Here is a 21,475-nt window from a genome sequence, read left to right as displayed (position 1 = left end):
CGCGCCACGACCGAAGGTCGGAGGCGCACCCTGGCCATGTCGAGAACAGGGGGAGTTTCCGCCATGTTGAGAACAGTCCTAAAGGCCGCCGGTCTTGCCACGGCCATCGCCGTTTCCGCAACCTCGGTGCAGGCAGCGGAGACCGTCCGCTTCGCCGTCACCGACGTCGAAGGCCTGGAGATGCTGCAGCGCGAGTACGGCCCCTTCGCCGAGGTGCTGCGTGAGGCGAGCGGCATGGAGGTCGAGCTCTTTCCGGTCACCAGCCGTACCGCCGCGGCCGAGGCCATGCGGGCCGAGAAGGTCGACTTCGTCCTCACCGGCCCGGCCGAATACGTGGTCATGCGCAAGCTGACCGAGGCCTTTCCCGTCGTCGCCTTCAGCCGGCCCGACTACTTCTCGGCCATCGTTGTCATGGCTGACAGCGGCATCAACGCGCCGGCGGACCTGAAGGGTAAGTCCGTGGCCTTCAGCGATGTCGGCTCCACCTCCGGGCATCTCGGGCCGATGCAGTTGCTCGCCGACTACGGCCTCGACCCGAGCAAGGAATTGAAGCCCCTGCATGTCCACCGCAACGTCGGCCACGAGGCCCTCAAGCGCGGCGACGTTGCCGGCCTCGGCGTGAATTACCGCAGCTGGACCGACAAGGTGCGCGCGAAGGACCCGGACCTGCCGGCCGGCGCCTTCAAGGTGATCGCCCGCGGCCCGGACCTGCCGAACGACGTCCTCGTGGCCGGTCCCCATGTCGACAAGGCCGTGGTCGAAAAGGTGCGTACCGTGTTCGGCGAACAGTCCGATGCCCTGGTGGCCGCGATCCTGGAAGGCGAGGAAAACCAGAAGTACGCGGGCATGAAGTTCCTGCCCGGCGTCCAGGATGCTGACTACCAGTACATCCGCGATGCCTATGCGACCATCGGCTATCCCCAGTACTCCGACTTTGTGGGCAACTGATGGCGCTCACCGCCGTCGATGCCGAAGACGTAACGGCGCGGGCGGTCCCCACGGGGACCGCTCGTCCCGGTTCGGACAAGACCGCCCGCGACCTGACGGTGCGTGGCCTCGCCAAGCGCTTCGGGGCGGCGGAGGTCTTGAAGGGCGTCGATCTCGACATCACCGCGGGCTGTTCCACGGCGCTGATCGGCGCCAACGGCTCCGGCAAGTCGACCCTTCTGCGGTGCTGTCTGCGGCTCCTGGAGCCCAGCGAAGGCAGCGTTGCGCTGCTGGGTGAGGAAATCACGGCGCTGCGCGGAACGCCGCTGCGGCGCCTGCGTGCACAGGTCGGCTTTGTCTTTCAGAAGCACAACCTGGTTCCCCGGCTCTCCGCCCTGACCAATGTGCTGCACGGCGCCCAGGCGCGCCACAGTGGCCCGCGCTGCTGGTATCAGGGCCTCGCCCCCGCGGAACTGCGCGCCGAAGCCATGCACTGCCTGGAGCGGGTCGGCCTGGCCGACCAGGCGGGCAAGCGGGCGGACCGGCTGTCCGGCGGGCAGTCGCAGAGAGTGGCCATCGCGCGGGCTTTGATGCAGCGGCCGAAGATTGTCTTCGCCGACGAACCTGTCGCCAGTCTCGACCCCGCCGCCGGCGAAGAAGTGATGAAGCTCTTCAGTGACCTGATGCGCGAGAAAGACGTCACCCTGTTCTTTACCTCCCACCACCTGCGCCATGCCCTGGACTATGCCGACCATCTGATCGCGCTGCGCGGCGGCCGCAAGGTGCTTGACGGGGCCAGCAGCGATCATGACATGGCGGCGCTGAAGGCGATCTACACATGATCCCGCGCTTCGCGATCCTCCTTGAAGGCGGCCGGTTCGGAGAGGCGCTTTGACATCCGGCGGCCCGATCCCGGCGGCAGAGGCGGCACGCCCGGCGGCGGCGCCGCCGCGCTTCGAGCGCCCCGGGCCTCTGGTCTTTCTGGCCTACGTTGTGGCGCTCGCGTTCTTCGTGCTGGCCATAGAGGGTTCCAGGATCTCGGTCACCGGTTTCCTGGAGGGCCTGCCCCATATGGGCGACCTCTTCCTGCGCATGGTTCCGCCGGACCTGAGCCGGATCGCGCCCATCGGACAGGCCTTGCTGGAAACCTTCCAGATGGCGCTGGTGGGCACGGCGCTGGGCGTGGCGCTCAGCCTGCCCCTGGCGGTCCTGGCGACGCGGCGCCTCTCCCCCCACCCCGCCGTCTACTACCTCGCCCGCGGCCTGATCTCCTGGTTCCGCACGGTGCCCGACCTCGTCTGGGCGCTGTTCTTCGTGGTCACCGTCGGCCTCGGCCCCTTCGCCGGAACGCTCGCCCTTATGGTCGACACCATGGGGTTCTGCGGCAAGTTCTTCGCCGAGGCGATGGAGGAGACAGAACCGGGACCGCAGGAAGCGCTCTCCGCGCTTGGCGCCAGCCGCAGCGGCGTGATCTGCTCTGCCGTGATTCCGGCCGCCCTGCCCTCCTTCATCAACACGGCGCTGTTCAGCCTGGAGAAAGCGACGCGGTCCTCGGTCGTCCTGGGGCTGGTCGGTGCTGGCGGCATCGGTATCGAACTGAAAGTGGCCATGGATCTCTTCGAGTATCCGACTGCGGCCACGATCATCATCTGCATCTTCGCCCTGGTTCTGCTGGTCGAGCGCCTCAGCAGCTACCTGCGCCACCGCATCATCTAGGCAAGGCCGCAACGACGGACGGCCACCGCCTTTGGTCATCATTACCTTGGAGGAACAGCCAGCGATGCCCAGCACCCTTCCCTCAGACGACTCGGCAACGGCCCACCACGCCTGGGACCACCGCTGGCAGAGCGAGAGCGGCCGGGCGGACTGGCTGGATCCCGACCCTGACGTCGCAGCCCTGATCCCCACACTGAAAGCGCGTGGTCTCTTGCGGGCGCTCGACCTCGGCTGCGGCGTCGGCCGTCATGCCTGCTATCTGGCAAACGAAGGGCTGGCCGTTCACGCCATGGATGCCAGTCCCGCCGGCCTGGAGTTTGCGGCACAGCAGGCCAAGGACCACGGGCTTGCCATCGACTTTCGCGAGGGCCTGATGACCGACCTGCCCTACGACGACGGCAGCTTCGACTACGTCCTCTCTTTCAACGTCATCTACCACGGTGACGGCGGCGTCGTGTCCCGGGCCATTGCCGAGATCCATCGCATCCTGAAGCCCGGCGGACTGTTCCAGGGCACCATGCTGTCGAAGCGCAACGCCAACTTCGGTGTCGGTACCGAGGTCGCCCCCAACACCTTCGTCGCTTCAGATGCCGGCGACGGGGACAAGAACCATCCGCACTTCTACTGCAACGCCGCCGAGCTGCTGCGCCTGTTCGAGGACTTCGAACTGCTCAGCCTCGCCGACAAGGAACACAGCCGCCCCGGTTCCTACCACTGGCATCTGGTGGCCGAGCGGCCCTGAAGACAGTCCGGGTCTAGGGCGCGCGGCCTTCGGCGTAAGCGACGGCTATTGCGGCTGCCAGACGCGCGTTGTTGCGCACCAGTGCGACGTTGGCATCGAGACTGGCGCCTGCCGTAAGCGCTTCCAGGCGCTGCAGGAGGAAGGGTGTGACGTCCTTTCCCTGAATACTCTGCGCGTCCGCCTCACCCAGCGCCTGGGCGATCTTCTCCTCCATGGCGGCCGCCGGGATCTCGTCGGCGGCGGGAATCGGATTGGCCACCACCATCCCGCTGTTCAGTCCAAGATCCCATTGCGTTGCCATCAGGGCGGCGACCTCGGCAGCGTTGTCGCAGCGCAGCGTCAGCGCCAGGCCGCCGTCGCGGCTGTAGAAAGCCGGCAGTGTATCGCAGCCGAAGCCGATCACCGGCACCCCCAGGGTTTCGAGAACCTCCAGAGTCTTCGGCAGGTCCAGGATCACCTTGGCGCCGGCGCAGACCACGGCCAGCCGGGTGCGGGCCAGTTCCTGAAGGTCGGCCGAGACGTCGAAGTTCAATTCGGCGCCGCGATGGACGCCGCCAATACCACCCGTGGCGAAGACCCGGATGCCTGCAAGGTCCGCGGCGATCATCGTCGCGGCAACGGTCGTGGAGCCGGCACCGCCACTGTTGAGCACCGCCGCAAGATCGGCCCGGCTGACCTTGGCGACCCCGGCCCGCTTCGCCAGCGCCTCCAGCGCCGCCTCGTCCAGCCCGACCCGAATGCGGCCTTCAAGAACCGCAATCGTCGCCGGCACCGCGCCGGCGGCGCGGATGTCGCCCTCCACCGCCTGGGCCGTTTCCAGGTTGCGCGGAAAGGGCATGCCGTGGGTGATGATGGTGGACTCCAGGGCCACCACGGGCCGCCCCTCGTCCAAAGCCGCGGCAACCTCCGCCGCGACCGTCAGATACTGTGCTGCTTCAGGCCTGCCGGCGCGCTCTGTCATGACATCATCTGATCCAAGGTTTCCGGGGTAAGGGATTCACTCACACTTTCCGCGCAATCGATGGTCACGCGGGCGGCAGCCAGGGCGCGCCTTGCCGCAACAGTCAGGGACCACCCCCTGAGGCGCGCATCCAGAAAGGCCGCAGCCAGCGCATCGCCCGCGCCGGTGACGTCGCGCAGCGGGCCGGGCAGGCTGTCGAGGCGCAGAACCTCCGCCGGCGTCGCAGCCAGCAGCCCGCCGGCGCCGAGCGTTACCACCACCTCGCCGACGCCCCGGTCCAGCAGGGCGCGGGCTGCCGATTCCGGGTCGGAGTCCGTGTTGTCGGGTGCGACCAGAGCGGCCGCCTCCCGGCCATTCACGAAAAGAAAGTCGGCCGCCGGCAGAGCGTCCGCCGCGCGCGGGGCCTTCGCAGGCGAGACGGCGTTGATTGCAAGGCGGCGGTCGGCGCTGCGCTGCGCCGCCAGGTAGGCGAGGCTTTCGGCGGAGAGGTTGCAGTCGGCGAAGATCGCATCGACGGCCCAGAGCGCCGTCGGAAAAGCCGCCAGAACCTGCGGAGAAATCTGATCGTAGATGCGCATGTCGGCAACCGAGACCAGCATGTCGCCATCGGGCTGCAGCAGGATCAGATGAAACGCCGTGGGCGTGTCGGGCGCGGTGTCGAGGTAGTCGAGCCGCAGCGGAAGGGCGCGCAAGGCCTCGAGGATCGCCGCGCCGTCACTGTCGGCACCGAGCCGGCTGACCAGGGTGACCTCGTTTCCCAGGCGGCAGAGGTTCTCCGCGACATTGCGGGCGACCCCGCCAAAGCAGGTGGAGATGGTGACCGGGTTGGAGACCGCCAGTTGCAGTTCGGCGAGCGCAAGGGCCTTGCGGTCGACATGGCAGCCACCGATGCAGAGAACCCGCGGCGCTCGCACGCTCAAGGCCAGAGCCCCCGCATCCCCCCGGCGCGGTACGCAGCCGAAAGACAGGAGCCGTCGGCAACTACGGCCTTCCGTCCCCCCGGCGCTTCGCCCCATGGGGGCAGCCTCTCTAGCGCGAGAGTTGATGATCCCGCCTGCCGAAGAAAGAAAAAGTTAACCATGTGGTCCCTACTCTTTGGCCCCGTGACACGGTCACGCCGCCAAAGACCGCATCGTTTCTGAAGATCCGGAAGATTTCGACACGCGTTATGCGACAACCGCCCCACACTCCTGTCTCCGAGGAATCGGCCTGGTTGACCTGACAGCGCCCCCATAGGTTGCCAACCGACACGCCCAGCATCCACTCGAACCCGATGATCAGCCCCCTCGCCACGCCACAGACCAGACCGGCCCCAGCGGCATACTCCGGTGACAGGCCGCAAGATAGGGACTCGCTGCACATCCTGCCACTCTCGATCGTGCCGCTCGTGACCCCGGGCCTGAGGCGGGCGCGGCTGGTCAAGAACTCCAGGCTGGAAGGCATGGTCGAGCTCTTTGCCGGGACCCATACGGGCAGCGGGCAGATCGCGCCCACCGACCTGCCGGGAATCTTCGAGTTCGACTCGCGAAATCAGAGAGACGTACAGCTTGTCAAAATCCTCAGTCAGCTTTCAAGCTATGACGTCTATAGCCTGCGTGTCGAAATGCGCCGCCTGGGCATCGAGATCGACGAGCACCGTCACCTGCGTCTCTCCGAACCGAAGGTGCGGGAACTGGCCCCACAGATGCGCGCTTTCACCCGGCCCCTGGTGGCCGCGGTCTACGGCGGCAACCAGCAGGGCGGCAACCAGCAGAGCGGCCAGAACATCAAGGACCTTTTTGCGCTCTTCATGGAACCGGACGCCGAGGCGGCGCGCCGCAACCTCAACCGGCTTGCCGGCAAACTGCAGATTCCCGTGACCGCGATCCCGAAATTCCTGGAGGACTACGGCGACGTTTATCTCTCCCTTGCATACTATCAGTGGTGCCTGGACGACAACATGGCCCGCGTGTCGGAGTTTCTGGCCAGCCTGGGAGAGCTGCGGCGCGAGAGCAGCGTACGGCAGGACCGCGCGCTTATGGAGATCCTGAAGGAGCTCGACGCCAAGCTGCGCGGCATCATCTACGACGTCAGCAACATCCTGGAAATGTTCCGCCTGCGCACCGCCGATATGTGGGTCGATATGTCCGCCGCTTCCTTCCACGAGATGGAGGACATGATCATCGGGTACCAAACCAAAGTGGGCGGGGCGCTCTGCGCGGTGACAGTGAAGATGGATGCCTGGGCCCGGCGCATTCCCAACCGCCGCGCCTGCGGACCTGGCCGGCAGGTGGAATTCATCCTCAGCGATCTTCGCCACGGCCTGCAGGAGATCCGGGACCTGCACTGTTAGGGGCGGCCTCCGCCCCTCTGCAGGCCGTCCTGCGGCCGGCAGCCGAACTTCACGGCAGCCGAACTTCACGATAGCCTGCCGCCGCCCGCCGGGGTATATCCGACAGTCGATGAACTATGAGTTGAAGGTCCCGACTGCCCCCCGCTGGAAGGGGTTCGGCTGGAGACTGGCCGCCGCGCTGATGCTGCTGCTTGTCTGCCAGGCTTTCTTCATCGCGCCGGCGATACCCCAGACCCTGGAGGACCCGCAAGCGGTCGAGGAGGCCCGCGACCGGATTCTGAACACCGGGCGCTACCAGACCGAGCGGCCCACACCACCCGAACGCGAACCGGACCGCGAGCCCATGAGCATCCCGGACTGGCTGATCGAGACAATCCTCTGGACCGTGGCCGCCATTGTCGTCGTCATGATCGCGGTCTTCCTTTACAACGCCTTGCAGAACCTCTCCGGCCTCAGGCTGAACCGCGACCGGCGCAAAGAGGACGCGGCCGTCGTCGAGACGCCGCTGGGCGCGCGGCAGCGCGCAATCGACACACGCACCCTTGAGGAAGCCGACAAGCTTGCGGCCGCAGGGCGCTTTGCGGAGGCCATCCACCTGCTGCTTCTGGTGGCAATGGATCGCCTGCGACGCGAGCTGGGCGCCCGGGTCGCTCCGGCCCTGACCAGTCGCGAGGTGCTGAGGCTCGCGCCGGTTCCGGCCCCTGCCGCGGCTCCTTTGGAGCGCATGGTCTCGCTGTCGGAGATCAAGCACTTCGGCGGCCGGGACGCAACGGCACCGGACTACGATCAGTGCCGCGCCGATTTCCTGCGGTTCAGCGGGCAGGCGGCGGGCGGGCAGGCGGCGGGCGGGCAGGCGGCGGAATGAACGACGGCCCGGGAACCTTCTCATTCCGTGCCGTCGCGATCCTGGTGGTCGTCGGCATCCTCTCCTTTACAGCCGCGGCGCTGATCTCCGTGTTCTCCGATCCGCAGAGCGAAAACAGCTACGGCGCCAACGCCTATTCCCACTCCGCCATCGGGCACAAGGCCTGGGTCGAAATCCTGCGGGATTCCAAGCTGCCGGTCGTGATCAGCCGCAAAGACTCGGCGCTCAGGGCCGGCCGCGACAACCTGCTGGTGATTGCCCAGCCGCACGACAGCGAAGAGGCGATCGAGGTGCTGGAGGAAATGCCGGAAGCCTGGACCGTGCTGTTCGTCCTGCCCAAGTGGGAGGGGCTGCCCGATTTTCGCAGGCGGACCTGGCTTGCGGACATGCGCTTGCTGAAGACCTCGGCGGTCGAGCGCGTGCTCGAGCAGGTTCTCGACGAAGCCGTAGTGGTGCGCAGCGAAGACCCGCAGAACTGGCGCGGTTTCGACTGGGACATCATGCCCGAGCTTGCCGACCCCCAGCTGATTCTCTCCACAGCCCTCACGCCGGTTATCGAGGGCGAGGACGGCATCCTTCTGGGTGAGTTCCAGAGCCAGGGGACGACCTATTGGATCCTGTCGGACCCTGACGTCATCTCCAACAGCGGCATCGACGAGGGCCGCAACGCGGTGCTGGCGGTGGCGCTGGCGCAGACCCTCACCCCCGGCGGTGGGACCGCCGTCTTCGACGAGGCGATCCATGGCTTCACTTCCGCCCCGGATCTCTGGCGGGCGCTGCTGACGTTTCCCCTGAACCTGGCCGCGCTTCAGATGCTGGCAGCCGTCGGCGTTCTCGTTTGGGCAGCCTCCGGCCGCTTCGGGGCACCGAAGCCGATGCCGCAGCGGCTGGAGGCAGGCAAGCGCGGGCTGATCGAGAACACCGCCAGCCTGTTCGAGTACGCCGGCGACCTGCCGGACATCCTGCGCCGCTACCACGACGCCTGCCTGCGCGACCTCGCCCGCCATATGAACGTTCCGCGAGACCTGGATCCGCCCGGGCGCACCCGCTGGCTGGACCGGGTCGGCGACGCCCGGGGCACAAGCCTGCGCTACAGCGAGGTGAACAGCGAGGCCGCCGCATCGCAGCAGCAGCTGAACCCGCCGCTTCCCCATTTTTTGCGCGCCGCGCGGCGCCTTTATCGATGGAAACAGGAGATGATTTATGGACATCGCGCCGATTCAGACGGTTTGCGACCAGATTCGCGAGCAGGTCCGCAAAACCGTGGTCGGCCAGGACGCCGCGCTTGATCTGATGATTGCCGCCCTTCTCTCCGAAGGGCATGTTCTGCTGGAAGGCGTGCCGGGCACGGCAAAGACCCTCCTGGCGCAGTCCTTCTCCGCCGCCGTCTCCCTTGGTTTCGGCCGCATTCAATTCACCCCGGACCTGATGCCCGGCGATGTGCTGGGCACCAACATCTTCAACTTCCAGACCAGCGGCTTCGTCCTGACCAAGGGCCCGATCTTTACCCAGATCCTGCTGGCCGACGAAATCAACCGCACACCGCCGAAGACCCAGGCGGCATTGCTGCAGGCCATGCACGAGCGCGCCGTGACCATCGATGGCGAGACCCACGCCCTGGGCGACAACTTCATGGTGATCGCGACGCAGAACCCGATCGAACAGCAGGGCACCTATCCGCTGCCCGAAGCGCAGCTCGACCGCTTTCTCTTCAAGCATATTCTCGACTATCCGGCGCGCGACGAAGAGCGCGCCATCGTCACCCGCCACGGCCATCGCAGCGTCATGCCGGAGGTCGCCAGTTTCGGGCTGGAGCCGGTGGCCGACCCCACGGCGCTGGCCGGAATGCGTGCGACCATCGCCGGACTGCGGCTGTCGGACGACATCATCGACTACATCGTCGATATCGTGCGCGCGACCCGGGAGCACGAGTCCCTGGAGTTCGGGGCCTCTCCGCGCTCGGCCAACATGATCGCCACGGCATCGCGGGCCTATGCCGCGATGAACGGGCGCGACTATGTGATTCCCGACGACGTGAAGTTCATCGCCCTGCCGGCGCTGCGTCACCGCATCGTCCTGGCCCCGGGCGCGGAGATCGAGGGCCTGCAGGCCGACGTTCTGACCCGGCAGATCCTCGACCAGGTGCCGGCCCCCAGATGATCCGCCCCACCTTCCGCGCGGTCGCGCTTTTCGCCGCGAGCATCCCGGCCGGCTTTGCCATTCTGCTGACGGACGAATCGTTCTGGCCCTTTGCCGTTGCGCTGCTGTTCCTCTGCGGCTTTGCGCTGCTGACCGATCTTCTGCTGATGCTGTCGCCGGCGCGCCTGACGATCGACGCCAAGGTGCCGAAGGTTCTCTACATCGGTGAAGAGGACGTCCTGCTGGTTCACATCGCGGCCCGGTCGCAACGCCGCACCCTGCTGGAGGCTGTCTGCGACCTCAGCGACGTCCTGGAGCCTGCACCGCGCCTGCGCGCAACCCTCAATGCCGAAGGCGAGGCGCTGCTGCCCATTCCGCTGAGGCCGGCGCGCCGCGGCGTTGCCGTGGTCGAGCGGCTGTGGCTGCGCTGGCGCGGCCCCATGGGACTGATGAGCCGTGTCCATACCGTCCCCATCGAAGACTCGATCTCCGTGACGGCCAACATTCGCGCGCTGCGCCAGACCGCCCTGACCTTCTCCGACCCCAACGCCATGCACGGGGTCAAGCCGCAGCGCCAGCAGGGCGAAGGCTCTGAGTTCGAAGCCTTGCGGGACTACGTTCCGGGGCTGGACCACCGCTCCATCGACTGGAAGCACTCCGCCCGGCACCGCAGCCTGGTCTGCAAGGAGTATCACAGCGAGCGAAACCACCAGATCATCCTCGCCTTCGATACCGGCTATCTGATGAAGGAACCGCTGCAGGGGATCACCAAGCTGGACCTGGCGGTGAACGCGGGCCTTCAGCTCGGCTATGTCTCGCTGCGGGCCGGCGATCGCATCGGCGTCTTCGGCTTCGATTCGCGGGTGCGGCTGTTCAGCCGCCCGAGCGGCGGCGTCGGCACTTTCTGGCGCTTGCAGAAGGCGGCTGCCGAGTTGGACTACAGCGACGACGAGACCAACTTCACGCTGGGCCTCTCCGAGCTTGCCGGGCGACTGAATCGCCGCTCCCTGGTGGTGCTGCAGACCGAATTCGTGGACACCATCACCGCCGAACTCATGGTCGAGAATGTGCAGCGCCTGGCGGCGCGCCATCTGGTGCTTTTCGTCTGCCTGCAGGACCCCGGTTTGCTGGCGACCGTCGATGCCGAGCCCGTCACGGTGAACGCCATGTCCCAGTCGGTTATCGCCGACGAGTTCCTGCGCGAGCGGCGCCTCGTCATGGAGCGGCTGCGCCGTATGGGCGTGCTCTGCCTGGATGTGACTGCCGATCAGATGGGGCCGGAGATCATCAACCGCTATCTCGAAATCAAGCGGCGGGAGCTGATCTGATGCCGGCTCCGGTCTCTCAACCGCAACGCCAACGCACACCGGGAGAGCTCTTATGTCTGCCCCGCTGAAGAGCTATGAGTTCCGCCGCGAGCGCGAGAGCTCCTGGCGCGAGCTGGAGAGCCTGGTCAGCAGCGCCGAGAAAAGCGGGCTGAAGTCGCTGCCGGCGGAACAGCTCCTGCGCCTGCCCAGCCTTTACAGGGCCGCTCTCTCGTCGCTGTCGGTGGCCCGCAGCATCTCGCTCGACCAGAACGTGGTCGGCTATCTGGAGAGCCTCTGCGCCCGGGCCTACTTTCAGGTCTACGGATCGCGGGCCAGCTTCTTCGAAGCGGTCGGCGGCTTCTTCTCTCACAGCTTTCCCGCGGCAGTGCGCGCCGCCTTCTGGCCCATCGTGATCGCCGGTTTCTGGATGGTGTTGGGGTCCACGGTCGGTTTCTTCCTGGTGCAGAACTCCGGCGAATGGTTCTACAGCTTCGTTCCCGGCGATCTGGCAAGCGGACGTACGCCGGCGAGCTCCACCGAAAGCCTGCAGGGCGCGCTCTATGACGGCGCCGATACGGCCGAGCGGCTCTACACCTTCGCGACCTACCTCTTCACCCACAACTCCCGCGTCGCCCTGATGGCCTTCGCCCTGGGGTTTGCGCTTGGTGTGCCGACGATCCTGCTGATGTTCTACAACGGCCTGATCCTTGGCGCCTTCCTGGCGCTCTATGACGACCGCGGACTGGTCTGGGAGCTGGCGGCCTGGCTGTCGGTGCACGGCACCACGGAACTGCTTGCAATCATCCTCTGCGGCGGCGGCGGGCTGGTGCTGGCCCGCGCCATCATCTTTCCGGACCAGCACAGCCGCCTGGACAGCCTGGCCCGGCGGGGCCGCGCCGCCGGCACCCTTGCGGTGGGCGCCGTGGTGATGCTGCTGGTCGCCGGCCTCCTCGAAGGCTTTGCCCGGCAACTGGTGACGGACATCACGACCCGCTACGCCATCGGCGGCACCTTCCTGGTGTTCTGGATCATCTACTTCACGCTTTGCGGACGCGGTCGGCACGAAGGCGGATATCATGCCGATGACTAGTGCGGCGCCGCCTGCCGGCCCCGGTGCCGCCCCAGACTCCAAGAAACCGGATCCCAAGAAGAAACCGCCCAAAGGGGCCGCGCCCGATGCAACGGCTTCACGCAGCGAGCGACGCATCGTCACGCCGGAGGGCGTGGCGCTGACCTTTCAGCTGGCCGAGCGCGGCGAGCGGGCGGCAGCGGTGATGATTGACTTGGTGATCATGGCCGTGGCCATCACGCTTCTGGTCCTGGCGATCGTCTTCGTCTTCAGCCAGATCGGCATCGGAGAGATCACCGTTGCCATCATCTTGCTGACCTTCTTCCTGATCCGAACCTTCTACTTCATCTACTTCGAGCTGCGCTGGCAGGGAGCGACGCCGGGGAAAAAGGCCCTGGGGCTGCGCGTCATCGACCGCAAGGGCGGCTACCTGCGGCCGGATTCGGTTTTTGCCCGCAACATCATGCGCGAAGTAGAGCTGTTCCTGCCCCTACTGCTGCTGCTCGCGGGTCCGGAAGGCGGCAGCGCCGGATGGGTGCACCTGCTGACCCTCGGCTGGCTGGGGGTCTTCGTGCTGCTGCCGTTCTTCAACAAGGACCGCCTGAGGGCCGGCGACATCGTGGCCGGCACCTGGGTGGTCTCGGCGCCGAAAACGGTGCTGTTGTCCGACGTCGTCGCCAAGGCCGAGCCCCAGACAGGCGCCCGGCAAGCCGCCGACCCGGAGTTTGCTTTCAGCCGCAGCCAGCTGGAGATCTACGGCATCTACGAACTGCAGACCCTGGAAGAGGTGCTGCGCCAGCAAGGCCCACAGACGGAAGAAACGCTGCAGGAGGTCACCAAGCGCATTCAGCGCAAGATCGGTTGGACAGGAGACGAGGCAGCGCCGCCGCGCCGCTTCCTCGAGGCCTTCTATGCCGCCCTGCGTGCGCATCTGGAATCGCGCATGCTGTTCGGCGAGCGGCGCGAAAGCCAGCACGACCGCAAAACGCCGCCCGCCGGCGGCGATGAAGACTAGTCGAAGACGGCGGCGATCTCGTCGACGCCGATGCCTTCTTTCAGGCGGCGCAGATGATAGTAGGTCACCGTACTGACGACGGCGCCCAGCGCCGTTATGGCCGCCGACATCAACCAGGTGACGGCTAAGGCAATGTTGTAGTCGCCGTCGAAATCGAATAGGGACTCCACCAGCCTGTCGAACAGGCCCTGACCGACCCAGAAGAGCAGAAAAAGGGCGAAAACCGGCCAGCGGTGCCCCCTGGTCAGATCGGAGCTGCGTGCAAGGCTGTCGGCGACGCCGGTCTTCTCGACAACCGCCGCCGGGATGGCGACCCAGTACATGGTGGCCAGGATGATGCCCGGCACCACCAGCGCCAGGAACCCCAGCATCACGAGCACGGTTGAGACGACGGCCACGGCCAGCACGGCGAGAGCATTGCGAAGCCCGGTCAGGACGATCTCGACAAAGCCGGCCCGCCGCCCCCGAAGCTGCTGGAAGGTGCCGTAGACCACGGCAGCATGGGTGACGAAGCCCAGCAGGATCTCGCCCAGGACGATGCCGATTTCCAGCTGCCAGAGGCTCAGCAAGTCGAAGACGCTCTCGCTCCAGGCCCACCAGTAGAGAAAGAGGTAGACCGGTGAGATCGTCAGGATCGCAATGGTGAAGAACGGCAGAAGGTTGCTGCCCAGCACCTGCAGGGAGGTGCCGAGCACAGACCCGATGCCGAGAAACTGCCGCGGCGCGGTGGCGGTCATCCTAGCCACCGGCCGGGACAAGTCGCCGGCAAGGCGCCGTGCCCGGCGTGCGCCCCATCCCTGCTAGTCGAAGACGGCGGCAATCTGGTCGGTGCTGACGCCTTCCTTGGCGATCCTCAGGTCGTGGTAGAGCACGGCAGCGCCGACCGACATGACCGCCGCGGAGAGCGCCCCGACCACGTAGTTCACCAAGGCCAGCAGACTGAATCCGCCGCCGAAAGCGATCGTCACTCCGGCAACGCCGCCCACAAGCGCACCGACAACCAGAAGGATCACCACGAAGATGACCAAAATGCCCAGAACACGCCAGCGGTTGCCCTTCGTCAGTTCCCAACTGCGCTTGAAGGCACCGACGATCCCCGGCCGTTCGACGACATAAGCGGGCACGACGACCGCGTAAACGACGACCAGAAAGACCCCCGGAACGATGAAGAGCACGAAGCCGATTGCGGTGATGATCGACACGGCAATGGCGATGACGATGACCGGCAGGACCATGGAGAGGCCTTTGGAGATGATCAGCCCCATCCCAGCCGGCTGTCCGCGCAGTTGCGCGACCGTGCCATAGACCAGCGCACCGATCAGCAGGTACCCCAGCACCAGCGACAACAGGCTGACGATGATCTGTCCGGTCGAGAAGGTCGGCTCCAGGCCACCCATGGCCTCGTCAATTGTCGCGAGGTTGTACAGCAGCCCTGGCAGATGAAGGATCAGCGCCAGGATTCCGAAGGGGACGAGATTGGCGAAGAAGATGGCGAAGCTGCGCTTCACCACCGCGCCGATGGAAATGGCGACGGCAGAGGCGTCGCCGCCGGCGGTGGACGAATCACTCATGAAATGAATCCCCAAAAACGTTGGTTGCGTTCAAATCACCAGCGGATTGCCTGCTTATCCCCCCGGAACCCGCGACAACGGCCGCTCACGCGGACCCGTCAATTATAGCGGGATCGCGATCTCGGGTCGATCCCCTGTCGGCTGCGCGAAGGGAGGAGGTAAGGCTGCCCGCGCCCGCCGGGTCAGGCGGTGAGTGCCTCGGCCACAGCCGACGCGAAGGCCCGGGTCCCAAGCGCACCGCCAAGATCGGCGGTGCGGGTCTCCGGCCGCGCAAGGGCCTGGTCCACCACCCGGTCGATGGCCGCTGCCGCCTCGCCGAAGGCCGGCAGCCCGTGCCGGCGTGCCAGCCAGTCGAGCAGCATGGCGGCGGAGAGGATGAGCGAAGTGGGGTTGGCCCGGTCCTGCCCGGCGATATCGGGCGCCGAGCCATGCTGGGCCTGGGCACAGCAGAGATCGTCGCCGGCGTTGACCGAGCCGGCGAGGCCGAGACCGCCGGAGAGTTCGGAAGCCAGGTCGGAAAGAATGTCGCCGTGGAAGTTGGTGGCGCAGACGACGTCAAAGCGCTGCGGTTCGCGCACCAGCAGCGCGGCCATGGCGTCGACAATGACTTCTTCCAGCTTCACCGACGGAAAGTCGGCCGCCACCGCCCGCACCGCCTCCAGGAACAGGCCGTCGGTGAGGCGAAAGGTGTTGGCCTTGTGGATCGCGGTCACCTTGCCGCGCCGTTCGGCGGCCAGTTCGAAGGACCTGCGGGCAATACGCTCGGAGGCGCGGCGGGTGACCTTGCGCAGCGAAAGGGCGGTGTCCGGATCGGGCATGAACTCGCCGTTGCCGGCATACATGTTACGGTCGGGATAGAAGCCCTCCGTCGCTTCGCGCATGATCACCATGTCGAAGTCGCCCGCCTTGTTCGGCAGGCCGGGCCGGGTGCGCGCCGGGCGCACGTTGGCGTAGAGATCGAGCTGCACCCGCACCACGCCGGAGATGTTGACACCGCCCTCCTGCACCGCCGGATAGTCGAGATGGGAGATGGGGCCGAGCAGAATGCCGTCGCTTGCGCGGGCCCGTTCGAGCACCCCCTCCGGCAGGGTGGTGCCATGACGCGCCAGGGCCTTGAGGCCGATCTCCGCCTCCTCGAAAGCCAGGCCCAGGCCGAAGCGCCGGTCGGCGGCCTCCAGCACCATCAGCGTGGCCCGGGTGATCTCCTCACCGATCCCGTCGCCCGGCATAACAAAAATCTTCACCGCCGCTCCCTCTCCCCTGTCTTGCGATCGGCCCGCACTATAGGGTGTCGCGCCCTGCGGCCCTAGAGCAGATCCGCGTTTGATGGAGCCGCCGCCGGCGGGTGCAGCCGGGTTGTCGTAGACCCCCCGGCTCAGCGAAGGGATCATGGTTGGGCATTCGGCGAAGGGTGCGCGCGGGGGCGCCGCCGTGAGGAGCATCCGCCGCGGCTTCAGACCGCCTGGCTGTGGCGCTGGGTCCCGCCGGCCTTGGCGGCGCCGAGATAGGCATCGAAGCAGGCGGCGATGAGGCGCACGACCCGGCGCCCCTCGGCGCTGACCTGCACGCAGGCGCCCTCGACGGCAGCGAGACCTTCGGCGGCCAGCGGCCGCAGGCGCGCCAGATCCTCCGAGAAGTCGAAGCCCGGCAGGCCGTGGAGCGCGGCCTGGCGCTCAAGATCGACGGTAAATTCGCACATCAGCGCCTGGATGATGTCGCGGCGCAGGCGGTCTTCCGGCGAGAGGGCGACGCCGCGCACCACCGGCAGGCGCCCGGCCCGCAGGGCCTTGGCGTAGGCGACGAGATCCTTCTCGTTCTGGGCGTAGCCCTGGGGCAGGGTGCCGATGGAGGAGACGCCGAGGCCCAGCAGCACCTCGGCCTGATCGGTGGTGTAGCCCTGGAAGTTGCGGCGCAGTTCCCCTTCGCCGGCGGCCTGGAACAACGCATCGCCGGGCAGCGCGAAGTGGTCGAGGCCGACGGCCCGGTAGCCGCGCAGCTGCAGCACCCGCTCGGCCATGTCCGCCTGGGCCAAACGTTCTTCGACGCCCGGCAGGGCCGCGGTGTCGATCATGCGCTGATGCTTCTTCATCCAGGGCACATGGGCATAGCCGAAGACCGAGACCCGGTCGGGCCGGATGTCGGCGGTGAGGGAGGCCGTCTGCTTCACGTCGTTCAGGCCCTGATACGGCAGGCCGTACATGAGATCGACGTTGAGCGCCTCGATCCCGGCTGCGCGCAGCCGGCGCGCCGCGTCCACGGTGGTCTGGAAGGACTGCTCCCGGTTGATGGCCTCCTGGACGTGCGGGTTGAAGTCCTGCACGCCGAGGCTCGCCCGGTTGATCCCGGCCGCGGCCAGCGCCGCGGCCTTCTTCGCTGTCAGGTGGCGCGGATCGATCTCGATGGCCAGTTCGGCCCCCGGCTGAAAGTCGAAAACCTGCTTCAGGTGGTCCATCACCGCCGCGAAGTCCTCAGCCGAGAGGATGGAGGGCGTGCCGCCGCCCCAGTGTAGCGCGGTCACCGGCCGGCGCAGGCTCTCTCCCCGCCCCAAGGTGTCGGCAAGCAGGCCGATCTCCTGCTGCATCAGGTCGACGTAGGCGGCCACGCGCTTGTAATCGTTGGCGACCCCCGTATGGCAGCCGCAGTACCAGCAGAGCTGGTGGCAGAAAGGCACGTGGAGATAGAGCGACAGCGGCGTCTCCGGCGGCAGGGCCGCCAGCCAGCGCCGGTAGGCCGCGCCGTCGACGGCCTCGCTGAAGTGCGGGGCCGTGGGATAGCTGGTGTAGCGCGGGGCCTGGGCCTCGGCCAGGCGGGTGGGAATGCTGGTCATGACAGCACGTTAGGGCAGCGCGAAGCGCCCGCCATTGACCTCGATCAAGGCCAGCCGGCAAAGAGCAGTCCACGCCCGGGAGGTCGAGACGGCGCCAAGCGTCCCATGCTTCGAGACGGGCCTGCCGGCCCTCCTCAGCATGAGGTGGTGAGCAGACAAGAGGCTCCAGCCTCATCCTGAGGTGCGGAGCGAAGCGCAGCCTCGAAGGATGGGACGCCGGAGATTCCAGGATTCCCGGGACGTTCAGGCCGCGGAGGCGGCGGTGGCACGGCGGTCCTCCCGGATCATATCGGCGGCTTTCTCGGCGATCATGATGGTGGGGGAGTTGGTGTTGCCGGAGGTGATGGTCGGCATGACCGAGGCATCGGCGATCCTGAGACCCTGAAGCCCGCGGACCCTGAGCCGGGCATCCACCACCGCCCGGTCGTCGCCGCCCATCCGGCAGGTCCCGACCGGGTGGAAGATGGTGGTGCCGATATCCCCGGCAGCGCGCGCCAGGTCCTCGTCGCCCTCGATCTCCGCCCCGGGCATGTACTCGCGCGGGCGAAAGCGCTCCAATGCCGGGGCCGCACAGATGCGCCGGGTGAGCCGGATGGCCGCCGCCGCCACGGCGCGGTCGGCGGGCGCGGTCAGGTAGTTCGGCTTGATGACCGGCGCTGCGCGGTAGTCGCCGCTGCGGATGTGGATGTTGCCGCGGCTTTCGGGGCGCAGGTTGCAGACCGAGGCGGTGAAGGCCGGAAAGTCGTGCAACGGCTCGCCGAAGCGGTCGAGACTGAGCGGCTGGACGTGGTATTGCAGATCCGGCGTCTCCCGCGCCGCGTCGGACCTGACGAAGGCGCCCAACTGGCTGGGCGCCATGGCGAGCGGCCCACGGCGGAACAGCAGATACTCCACGCCCATCAGCGCCTTGCCGAAGAGGCTGCCGGCGCGCTGGTTCAGGGTGACGGTGTTCTCCACCTGGAAGATCATACGCATCTGCAGATGATCCTGCAGATTCTCCCCGACATCGGGCATTTCGTGGGCCACCGCGATACCCTGAGCCTGCAGCAGCGCGCCCTGGCCGATGCCCGAAAGCTCCAGGAGCTGCGGCGAGCCGACGGCGCCGGCGGCCAGGATCACCTCGCCGCGGGCTGTGGCGCGTCGCGGCTGCCCGCCCTGGGCGAAGTCGATGCCGGTGACCTGCCGGCCCTCCAGCACCAAGCGCTCGGCCTGGGCATGAGTCAGAACCGTGAGGTTGGGGCGGCCGGCGACGGGATGCAGGAAGGCCTTGGCAGTGTTCCAGCGCACGCCCTTCTTCTGGTTGACCTGGAAGTAGCCGCAGCCCTCGTTGTCCCCGCGGTTGAAGTCCTCGGTCGGCGGAATGCCGGATTGCGCCGCCGCCTCGCGGAAAGCGTCCAGGATCTCCCAGGAGAGGCGCTGCTCCTCGACGCGCCATTCGCCTTCGCCGCCGTGATGGTCGTCGCCGCCCTGGAAATGATCCTCGGAGCGCTTGAAGTAGGGCAGGACCTCGTCCCAGGACCAGCCGACATTGCCGGCCTGGCGCCAGGTGTCGTAGTCGCGCGCCTGGCCGCGCATGTAGATCATGCCGTTGATCGACGAGCAGCCGCCCAGCACGCGCCCGCGCGGATAGGCCAGCGCCCGCCCGTTCAGCCCCGCCTCCGCCTCGGTCTTGAAGCACCAGTCGGTGCGCGGCGTGTTCATGGTGTAGAGATAGCCCACGGGGATGTGGATCCAGTGCCAGGAGTCCTTGCCGCCGGCCTCCAGCAGCAGCACCGAGACATCCGGATCGGCGGAAAGCCGGTTGGCCAGACAGCAGCCGGCCGAGCCCGCCCCGACGATCACATAATCAAAGGTTCCGGCGTCCTGCCGCCCCGTCTCCGCCGCCATAAGCCAGCCCTGCCCCTATGGTGCTTTTTCGTTGTTGGGGCGGGACTATAGCACCGCGGAGCAGTCCCCCGTCAGCCCCCTGCCGTCAGCCCCCTTCGCCCGCCGTTTCCCGGCGGCGGGCCAGGGCGGCGGTGATCCTGGGGCCGATCATCGGCACGAAGAGCACCAGGGCGGCGATGATGAGGATGGAGAGGGTCAGGCCGCGCTCCCAGAGGAAGGACCAGCTGTTGTTGTAGAGCTCCAATGCGCGGCGCAGGTTCTCCTCCATCATCCCGCCCAAGATGAAGCCCAGGAGCATCGGCGCCATGGGAAAGTCGAGCAGCCGCAGCGCCACCGCCACCACGGCGAAGAGCACCATGAGGTGGATGTCGAAGGTGTTGAAGGAGACGAAGTATACGCCGATCAGCGAGAAGAACACGATCAGCGGCAGCAGCACCGTCGAGGGCACGGCCAGCACCCGCGCGATGTAGGGGATCAGCGGCAGGTTCAGCACCAGCAGAATCACGTTGCCGATGTACATCGAAATGATGACCGACCAGAAGACCTCCGGGTTGCGCTCGAAGAGCTGCGGGCCCGGCTGGATGCCGTAGGAGATGAGGGCGCCCAGCATGATCGCCGTGGTACCGGAGCCCGGGATCCCCAGGGTCAGCAGCGGCACGAAGGAGCCGGAGCAGGCCGCGTTGTTCGCCGTCTCCGGCGCCGAAAGCCCCCGCACCGAGCCCTTGCCGAAGAGCGCGCCCTTCTTGGGACCGGCGAGACGCTGTTCGATGCCGTAGGCGAGGAAGGAGGCGATGGTGGCGCCCGCCCCCGGCAGCACGCCGACGAAGAAGCCGAGCACGGAGGAACGGCCGATCACCGGCGCCATTTCCTTTATCTCGGATTTCTCCACCTTCATGGACCCGAGGTTCTTCTGAGCCTCCATCTCCCGCAGGCGGTCGGCGTCCGATTTCGGGCGGATAACCCCCATCAGAGCTTCGGAGAGCGCGAAGGTCGCCATCGCCAGCAACAGGAAAGAGATGCCGTCGGTCAGGTCGATCATGCCGAAGGTAAAGCGCGGCACGCCCATGCTGGGATCGCTGCCCACAGTCGCCAGCATCAGGCCGACCACGGTCATCAGGAGCGCCTTGATGACATTGCCCTTGCCGGCAAAGGCGGCCACGGCCGTCAGCCCCAGGACCATGAGGGCGAAGTAGTCCGTCGACTGGAAGGCCCGCGACACCACCGCCAGCGAAGGAGCGGCGATGAGCAGCAGGACGGCGGCGATGGTGCCGCCGGAGAAGGAGGAATAAGCGGCAATGGCCAGCGCCTTGCCGGCCATGCCCTGACGCGCCAGGGGATAGCCGTCGAAGGCCGTCGCAACCGTACCGGCGACGCCCGGCGCGTTGATCAGGATCGACGAGGTCGAGCCGCCGAAGATGGCGCCATAGTAGACACCGGCCATCAGGATCAGGCCGGTGGCCGGATCGAAGCCGTAGGTGATGGGAATCATCAGCGCGATGGCCGAGATCGGCCCCAACCCCGGCAGCATGCCGATGAAGGTGCCGACGAAGCAGCCGACGGCCACCATCAGCAGGTTGATGGGCGAGGCGGCGGTGGTCAGGCCGGACAGAATGCCTTCAAGCATGGCCCTACTCCCCCAGGAACTCGGGCCAGGGTTCGATGAAGACGCCCAGCACCTGGGTCATCAGCGCCCAGAACAGAACCACCAGCGGCACCGAGGCCACGAGGATGACCCAGAGCCTGCGCTCGCCCAGCACCACGATGCTGCCGATCAGGAAGAGGCTCGTGGAAATCAGAAAGCCGACCGGCCGGACGGTGAAGCCATAGGCGATCATGAGCAGACAGATCAGGGCGGCGCGGCGCCACTGAAAGCCGGTCAGCACGAGCTTCTCGGAACTGGACGGGCGCAGCAGCGCCAGCACCGAAAGGCCGATGCCCAGCACGGCCAGGATCTCCGGGATCGTCTGCCCTGTCATGGCGGAGGACGCCTGAAAGGGCAGAACCCTGATATCGTCGATGTGCAGCCAGTAGAAGAGGCTGAAGACGAGCATCAGCAGGGCGCCGATGCGGTCGCGGGTCAACATGTCCTGATCCCCCCAAACCGGCTCCTACGCCGG

General features: G+C 66.9%; 20 protein-coding genes. 11 read left to right on the top strand and 9 right to left on the bottom strand.

The features are described from left to right. Positions 1-63: 63 nt before the first annotated feature. The 4 genes from phnD (at position 64) to ACO06P_RS18445 (ending at position 3,385) form a co-directional block, all read left to right on the top strand. Complete coding sequence (phnD, locus tag ACO06P_RS18460; protein ID WP_420346689.1) at positions 64-948, top strand: phosphate/phosphite/phosphonate ABC transporter substrate-binding protein; 885 nt, start codon at positions 64-66, stop codon at positions 946-948. After that, the gene (locus ACO06P_RS18455) at positions 948-1,769 is read left to right on the top strand and encodes a phosphonate ABC transporter ATP-binding protein (protein WP_420346688.1); all 822 of its coding nucleotides are present in this window, start codon (positions 948-950) and stop codon (positions 1,767-1,769) included. Before phnD ends, ACO06P_RS18455 begins: the two co-directional genes overlap by 1 nt. Before the next feature lie 49 nt (positions 1,770-1,818). After that, positions 1,819-2,643, top strand: a complete 825-nt coding sequence (gene phnE, locus ACO06P_RS18450; RefSeq protein WP_420346687.1) for a phosphonate ABC transporter, permease protein PhnE — start codon at positions 1,819-1,821, stop codon at positions 2,641-2,643. 64 nt (positions 2,644-2,707) lie between these two features. Beyond that, on the top strand, positions 2,708-3,385 hold the full coding sequence (locus ACO06P_RS18445) for a class I SAM-dependent methyltransferase (protein WP_420346686.1): 678 nt from the start codon (positions 2,708-2,710) through the stop codon (positions 3,383-3,385). Between the two features lie 13 nt (positions 3,386-3,398). On the opposite strand, the gene ACO06P_RS18440 is transcribed toward ACO06P_RS18445, so the two are convergent. Together ACO06P_RS18440 and ACO06P_RS18435 are read right to left on the bottom strand one after the other, a co-directional pair. After that, positions 3,399-4,346: a pseudouridine-5'-phosphate glycosidase gene (locus ACO06P_RS18440; RefSeq protein WP_420346685.1), complete on the bottom strand. Its 948-nt coding sequence runs from the start codon at positions 4,344-4,346 to the stop codon at positions 3,399-3,401. Beyond that, on the bottom strand, positions 4,343-5,260 hold the full coding sequence (locus ACO06P_RS18435) for a PfkB family carbohydrate kinase (protein ID WP_420349661.1): 918 nt from the start codon (positions 5,258-5,260) through the stop codon (positions 4,343-4,345). The genes ACO06P_RS18440 and ACO06P_RS18435 overlap by 4 nt, the downstream gene beginning before the upstream one ends. A 527-nt stretch (positions 5,261-5,787) precedes the next feature. Here ACO06P_RS18435 and ACO06P_RS18430 point away from each other — a divergent pair. The 7 genes from ACO06P_RS18430 to ACO06P_RS18400 all read left to right on the top strand — a co-directional run bounded on the left by ACO06P_RS18430 (position 5,788) and on the right by ACO06P_RS18400 (position 13,073). Then, positions 5,788-6,678: a hypothetical protein gene (locus ACO06P_RS18430; RefSeq protein ID WP_420346684.1), complete on the top strand. Its 891-nt coding sequence runs from the start codon at positions 5,788-5,790 to the stop codon at positions 6,676-6,678. A gap of 109 nt (positions 6,679-6,787) precedes the next feature. Then, positions 6,788-7,543, top strand: a complete 756-nt coding sequence (locus ACO06P_RS18425; protein WP_421938141.1) for a DUF4129 domain-containing protein — start codon at positions 6,788-6,790, stop codon at positions 7,541-7,543. Continuing rightward, positions 7,540-8,832 (top strand): DUF4350 domain-containing protein, encoded by a 1,293-nt coding sequence (locus tag ACO06P_RS18420; RefSeq protein ID WP_420346682.1) that lies wholly within the window; start codon positions 7,540-7,542, stop codon positions 8,830-8,832. Before ACO06P_RS18425 ends, ACO06P_RS18420 begins: the two co-directional genes overlap by 4 nt. Beyond that, complete coding sequence (locus tag ACO06P_RS18415) at positions 8,747-9,703, top strand: AAA family ATPase (RefSeq protein ID WP_420346681.1); 957 nt, start codon at positions 8,747-8,749, stop codon at positions 9,701-9,703. Before ACO06P_RS18420 ends, ACO06P_RS18415 begins: the two co-directional genes overlap by 86 nt. Further along, positions 9,700-11,010, top strand: a complete 1,311-nt coding sequence (locus ACO06P_RS18410) for a DUF58 domain-containing protein (RefSeq protein ID WP_420346680.1) — start codon at positions 9,700-9,702, stop codon at positions 11,008-11,010. The genes ACO06P_RS18415 and ACO06P_RS18410 overlap by 4 nt, the downstream gene beginning before the upstream one ends. Before the next feature lie 52 nt (positions 11,011-11,062). After that, complete coding sequence (locus ACO06P_RS18405; protein ID WP_420346679.1) at positions 11,063-12,079, top strand: stage II sporulation protein M; 1,017 nt, start codon at positions 11,063-11,065, stop codon at positions 12,077-12,079. Continuing rightward, positions 12,066-13,073: an RDD family protein gene (locus tag ACO06P_RS18400; RefSeq protein ID WP_420346678.1), complete on the top strand. Its 1,008-nt coding sequence runs from the start codon at positions 12,066-12,068 to the stop codon at positions 13,071-13,073. The genes ACO06P_RS18405 and ACO06P_RS18400 overlap by 14 nt, the downstream gene beginning before the upstream one ends. On the opposite strand, the gene ACO06P_RS18395 is transcribed toward ACO06P_RS18400, so the two are convergent. The 7 genes from ACO06P_RS18395 to ACO06P_RS18365 form a co-directional block, all read right to left on the bottom strand. Beyond that, complete coding sequence (locus ACO06P_RS18395) at positions 13,070-13,810, bottom strand: hypothetical protein (RefSeq protein WP_420346677.1); 741 nt, start codon at positions 13,808-13,810, stop codon at positions 13,070-13,072. The two genes, ACO06P_RS18400 and ACO06P_RS18395, sit on opposite strands and share 4 nt — an antisense overlap. 63 nt (positions 13,811-13,873) lie before the next feature. Continuing rightward, positions 13,874-14,644, bottom strand: a complete 771-nt coding sequence (locus ACO06P_RS18390) for a hypothetical protein (RefSeq protein ID WP_420346676.1) — start codon at positions 14,642-14,644, stop codon at positions 13,874-13,876. Between the two features lie 182 nt (positions 14,645-14,826). Continuing rightward, on the bottom strand, positions 14,827-15,888 hold the full coding sequence (locus tag ACO06P_RS18385) for an isocitrate/isopropylmalate dehydrogenase family protein (RefSeq protein ID WP_420346675.1): 1,062 nt from the start codon (positions 15,886-15,888) through the stop codon (positions 14,827-14,829). 209 nt (positions 15,889-16,097) lie between these two features. Next, positions 16,098-17,471, bottom strand: coding sequence for an oxygen-independent coproporphyrinogen III oxidase (gene hemN / locus ACO06P_RS18380; RefSeq protein WP_420346674.1), 1,374 nt, complete (start codon positions 17,469-17,471; stop codon positions 16,098-16,100). 243 nt (positions 17,472-17,714) lie between these two features. After that, positions 17,715-19,358: a GMC family oxidoreductase gene (locus ACO06P_RS18375; protein WP_420346673.1), complete on the bottom strand. Its 1,644-nt coding sequence runs from the start codon at positions 19,356-19,358 to the stop codon at positions 17,715-17,717. A gap of 85 nt (positions 19,359-19,443) precedes the next feature. Further along, entirely contained in the window at positions 19,444-20,982 is a 1,539-nt protein-coding gene (locus tag ACO06P_RS18370) for a tripartite tricarboxylate transporter permease (protein ID WP_420346672.1), read from the bottom strand. Between the two features lie 4 nt (positions 20,983-20,986). Next, positions 20,987-21,442, bottom strand: coding sequence for a tripartite tricarboxylate transporter TctB family protein (locus ACO06P_RS18365; RefSeq protein WP_299399847.1), 456 nt, complete (start codon positions 21,440-21,442; stop codon positions 20,987-20,989). Positions 21,443-21,475 lie beyond the last annotated feature (33 nt).

This window comes from Pelagibius sp. (assembly GCF_965227505.1).
Lineage (GTDB): Bacteria > Pseudomonadota > Alphaproteobacteria > Kiloniellales > Kiloniellaceae > Pelagibius.
This window is presented reverse-complemented; position numbering and strand designations above follow the sequence as displayed.